This window comes from uncultured Campylobacter sp. (assembly GCF_938045225.1).
In the GTDB taxonomy this organism is placed as follows: domain Bacteria; phylum Campylobacterota; class Campylobacteria; order Campylobacterales; family Campylobacteraceae; genus Campylobacter_A.
The window spans coordinates 1-5,083 of sequence record NZ_CALINL010000234.1; the positions used below are offsets into that span (position 1 = coordinate 1).

4 protein-coding genes are annotated in these 5,083 nt (G+C 37.9%); 3 read left to right on the forward strand and 1 reads right to left on the reverse strand.

Annotated elements, in window-relative coordinates; translation table 11 throughout:
• Positions 1-278: 278 nt before the first annotated feature.
• Positions 279-1,145, reverse strand: a complete 867-nt coding sequence (locus Q0200_RS08330; RefSeq protein WP_297940166.1) for a WYL domain-containing protein — start codon at positions 1,143-1,145, stop codon at positions 279-281.
• A gap of 107 nt (positions 1,146-1,252) precedes the next feature.
• On the opposite strand from Q0200_RS08330, the gene Q0200_RS08335 reads away from it, so the two are divergent.
• From Q0200_RS08335 to Q0200_RS08345, 3 genes are read left to right on the forward strand one after another with little or no spacing between them, the layout of a single operon-like run.
• On the forward strand, positions 1,253-2,899 hold the full coding sequence (locus Q0200_RS08335; RefSeq protein ID WP_297940169.1) for an AAA family ATPase: 1,647 nt from the start codon (positions 1,253-1,255) through the stop codon (positions 2,897-2,899).
• The gene (locus Q0200_RS08340) at positions 2,886-4,373 is read left to right on the forward strand and encodes a VWA domain-containing protein (RefSeq protein ID WP_297940173.1); all 1,488 of its coding nucleotides are present in this window, start codon (positions 2,886-2,888) and stop codon (positions 4,371-4,373) included. Before Q0200_RS08335 ends, Q0200_RS08340 begins: the two co-directional genes overlap by 14 nt.
• Positions 4,374-4,432: 59 nt before the next feature.
• Complete coding sequence (locus Q0200_RS08345; RefSeq protein WP_297940175.1) at positions 4,433-5,044, forward strand: hypothetical protein; 612 nt, start codon at positions 4,433-4,435, stop codon at positions 5,042-5,044.
• Positions 5,045-5,083: the final 39 nt, after the last annotated feature.

Sequence of the window (5,083 nt, forward strand, 5' to 3'; positions counted from 1 at the left end):
ATGATATCAGTAAACTTCTAGATGCTATAAAGAAAGTACATAGTATTAAAAAATCATCAATTCCAAATGATTATCTAACACTTTTTGATTTATTAAAAGATGAATATAAAAAATAGCGATACCGTAGTCAGATAGTAAGCAATATAAATACAAAAAAGAGACAAATATTTTACTACAAAGATAGATTTGACGGCTTACTAATATCTTAAATATCCGTCAGACAAAATCTCTATCTTAGAAAGCTTATATTTTAATGTTGCCACTAGTGTCAGGCTATGCTATTTCAAATAATCCCTAAGCAAATTTTCAAATTTATCCCTTAAATTTAAAGGCTCTACTATCTTTATAAACGGTAGCCAATATTTTACAACCCGTAGTATCTCGTCATCGTAGGCTACTTCCGTACTTATGATGATTTTATCCCCTTCTTCTTGCACTACTTCGTAGTTTGGCAAAAACTCTTTTCTCTTAAAATACTCCATAGCTTCGTTTTTGATTTCAAGCGTAACCTTAAATTTAGCGTCCGAAAACCAGTTTGTGTCGTTTTTCTCGATACGTTTTAAAAACTCGGCGTTTGCAGAGAAGGTATCGCCCTTTATCTTTATGCGTTTTATTTTAGAGAGCGTGAAGTTTTTTAGTTTGCCTTCGTCGTCCGCTAGTAGATACCATATGCCGCTATTATTTATTAGTTTATACGGCTTTAGTTTGCGTTCTTTGTCGTTATATTCGCAATCTACTATACGGTTTTTGATGACTGCGGCGCTTACGGCTTCAAAGTCGTCTCTTGAAATTTGTATACTTTCAAACCCTTGGTTTTTGATTAGATAGGCCTTGTTTAGCTTCTCGTTTAAAACGTCGCTGATAAATCTACTGTCTAGCTCGGGAAATAGCGACCTTGCGCCAATTAGCGCGGCAAAAGCTTTTATATCTTTAAAGCCTAATTTGCCAAGAGCGCACTCCTCTAAAAAATACTTGCCGTTTTCTTTTTGGATAGGCAGGATACTTAGTCGCTCAAAATCTCTTAAAATCGTTCTTTTATTTACGCTAAATTCCTCCACAAGTTCGTCTATGCTTAGCCTTGCACCGTCGTTTAGTCTGGTTAAGATACGAGATAACCTAAAGCCGATTTTGTCGTGAGAGCGCATTTTAATCCTTCCTGTTTCAATTTGACGTATTTTAGCTAATTTTTTCCTTGCGACGCAACCTGTCTCGGCAATACGTTAAATTTTCTAAAATCTAAAAAAGGAAGCCGATGTATAAAAATAAAATTTCAAATCTCATCACAGCGATCTCTAGCGGGCTTTTTGAGCGCGAACATATCGTAGCTAACGTCCTTTTAGCCGTTATTGCAGGACAATCGGTGTTTTTATATGGAGTGCCGGGCACCGCTAAAAGCCTCATAGCTCGCCGCATATCTTTAGCGTTTAAGGACGCTAAACACTTTGAATACCTAATGCAAAGATTTTCCACTCCAGACGAAGTTTTTGGCCCCGTAGACATAAAAGAACTAAAAGAAGGACGATATATGCGTAAGATAGAGGGCTACTTGCCAAGTGCTAATTTTGCGTTTTTAGATGAAATTTTTAAAAGCTCACCGGCGATCTTAAATACGCTACTAACTATAATAAACGAAAAAATATTTAGAAACGACGGCAAAGACGTAAAAGTCCCGTTGCATGCTTTAATAGCCGCCAGCAACGAGACGCCCGCGCAAGGAAGCGGGCTGGAGGCGCTTTACGATAGGCTAAATATGCGCCTTTTGGTTGAGCCATTAAAAGAGTGGGATAATTTTAAAAATTTGATTGAAGGCAAATTTGAGGAGGCAAATGTAAGCGATAATGAAAAAATCACGCTTGATGAGCTAAATTTGATAGCAAACGGAGCTAAAGCGGTCAAATTTAGCCCCCAAAGCCTTGAAATAATAAAAGAGATCAGAGAAAATATAGAAAAGCTTAATGTCAAAAACGATCAAGACGATAGTAGCGATCCGTATCAACAAAGCCGCCAAGAAACAAGCGATGTGCAAATTTTACAAGAAAATCAAAGCCAAATATATGTATCGGATAGGCGCTGGAAAAATTTAGCCCACATCTTAAAAACCTCCGCATTTTTAAACGATAGAAGCGAAGTTTTGCCTGCGGACGTTTTGTTGCTAGCCAACTGTCTTTGGAGCGAAAAAGAGCAGATAGAAGCGATCAAAAATATTGTAACGCAAAGCGCGGGTAAAAATCTAAGCTCAAAGCTTATTATAGAGTTAGAACAAAGGGTTGCAAGACTCGCCGACGAGTACTATCAACTGTGTTTTTTGCAAGATGATGAATATAAAACTAAAAATTTTAACGGCATTCCACATTACGAATTTAGTATCAGACTAAACAAATACACCGATCCGAACGATCAAATAGATATTTTATTTTACGTTCCTTTTAGCCCATTTGAGGGTAATCCGCTAAACGAACGCGGAAACTACGAACGAAGGATATATTATACAAGGGATAGCGCCGTAAATATGGGATACTATATATCGGTAGATAAAGGCGCGCTAAGGGGTGGCTGGCTATCCGGGTCGTTTTTTCAGCAATACGTAAAAGGCATTAGCTCAGATCCTATCATGCCGATAGCCTTGCGTAAAAAAGGAGATATGATAGCAATCGATGCAAAGCTCAGGGATAGCAATTTAAACGAATGCGAGGAAATTTTAGGCGAGCTTGAAACGATAATGAATGAAACCAAAGCAAAGCTCGGCGATGATTTTAGTAAAAGCATTAATATATTTTTATCAGGTAATCAGCAAAATATCGTAGAAACTGCGCTATCAAATGAACTAAAGGCGCAAAAAAGACTAAAAACGAAGCTAAACCGCCTAAAAAAGGATATAAGCGTCCATGAGATCAGATAGGGAGGATTTTTTATTTCAAATCCTGATAAACGAATGCTTGGTCGAATTTGCCGGTTTTGGCGGTAAGGGCTTGGCGGAAGCTATAAAAGAAGCCGTCAAAAAAGAAGAGATAAATTTTAAAAACGATCTTGGCTTAAATTTGATCGAACAACCAAATCCGCTAGACGCTCATGAGCGAGCAATGAGGCAAATGCAAATAACATTGCGCCGCGGTATCTACCTAGATAAGCTAGACATAGCCGATATCTCTGCTTTCTTACAGCTTTGCGGGAAGTTTTTTAGCTCCGAGCAAACCGATAAATTTAATCAAATTTTACAAGATATTCAGAACAAAAAAAGCGACGAGAACGGCGGCGGTGCAAATACTCCCGAAACGGACGCCAAAAAAGATATGAACGAGAAGCTATTAAATTTGGCCGAGGAACTTTTAAAAAGCGCAGATGAAGCTAGACGCGAATATAGTGAAAAATTTGATAGCGACGTCATAAAAAACTACAAGAAAAAGATATATGCTGACATCAGGATGTATCTAAAAAAGATAAACGATATACAAGACTTTTTAACGGAATTTGGCTTTGATCAAAGCGAGGCTGAGTATCTAAGCTGGGGTCTTAGCACAGGAAGTAGTTTTAGTTGGTGGCTGGAGCACTTTAAAAAGTATCTAAAACACATAAAAAATGACACAAAACTAAAAGAAATTTGCGACAAGATCGGTAGAATAGACGGCAAAAAGGATAAATTTAAAGATGCGGATAGGTTTGAAAAAACCAAGATTAGACGTAACCAAAAAGAGGAGATCGACGGCATAAAACTAGGTAGCGATATAGATAATCTCTTGCCTAGCGAGCTAGGGCTAACAGACCGGGATACGCAAATTTTATTTGATATAAAATTTGTAGAAAATAAGCTAACGTGCTTTGAAAGCTTTTCTACCGAGCAGATGAAAATATCCGATAAAATTTTATACAACGCCGATACCAAAGGACCCATCATACTTTGCGTAGATTTTAGCGGCTCTATGAGCGGAATCCCCGAAACCGTCGCAAAGGTAGCGACTAAAATGATAGCCGACATCGCAAGAGCAGAGGATAGGCTTTGTTATGTATTAGGTTTTGATACGAGAGTGATCAAAATAGATCTAAACGGCAAAGAGGGCCTAAAAAATTTGGCCAAATTTTGCTACGAAGGCTATAGCGGCGGTGGTACTGATCTAACTCCTGCCGTAAGAGAGGCTCTAAAACTAATAAAAAAGGGCGGATATGCAAATGCCGATATTTTAACTATCTCGGATATGGTGTTTCCCGTAACGGATGAGATAAAAAATATAACCAAAGAGATAAAAAAAGGCGGTAGTAAAATTTATGCGCTGATAATCGCCGACGATAAATTTGAACCAGATGTAATTTTTGACGCGGCTTGGCAGAGAAAAAATCGAGAAAAAGCTAATATTTTTGAAGTTAGATACGAAAAATGACTCAACCTGTCGCTATGCAATGTTAAATTTACGTTGTAATTTAAATCAAAGGAGATCAAATGAGTTTAAACGTAGATTTTATTCAAAAGGCTAACGAGGCGGTAGCTAAAGCAAAGAGCTTTAAGATGAGCGAACTAGCGGGTCAAATGCTAAATTTAACCCAAAGCATAAAGCTAACTAAAAAACCGATCGACAAAGATGAGCAAGAAATAGACGATATGTACTATAAAGATACCTTTGGTCCCTTTGGAGGCGTGGCAAAAACTATCGGATACGCCGCTAAAACGGCTATGGGGCTAGATGAGTATAATGAAATAGACGAGAATATCCTAAAAAAGCTATCTAGGATGGAGAGTAAATTTCACGAAAACTATTTGCCTGAGCTACTTTTTGAAATCGGCAAAGACTACGGCGAGCAGGAAAATAATGCTATAAATTTAGCCATAAACCCGCTAGCCCAGATAGGTCTGGATACGGCTTTGATCAAATTTTATTGGACGCTAACTCAGCTCCAAATGGCCATAAGCGCTCAAAACCTACAAGCTGGTATGAACGGAAGCAGTAAGGTAAGCAAGATGAAAGATGCGCTAAGGCAACTACAGGCTATGGCGCAAAACCTGGCGAGTATTGCCGCGGAGTATGATTGGGAAATGCAACTTATAAAACTATAAAAAAGCATTCTTAAAAATTTATAGACTATTTTTTAAAAA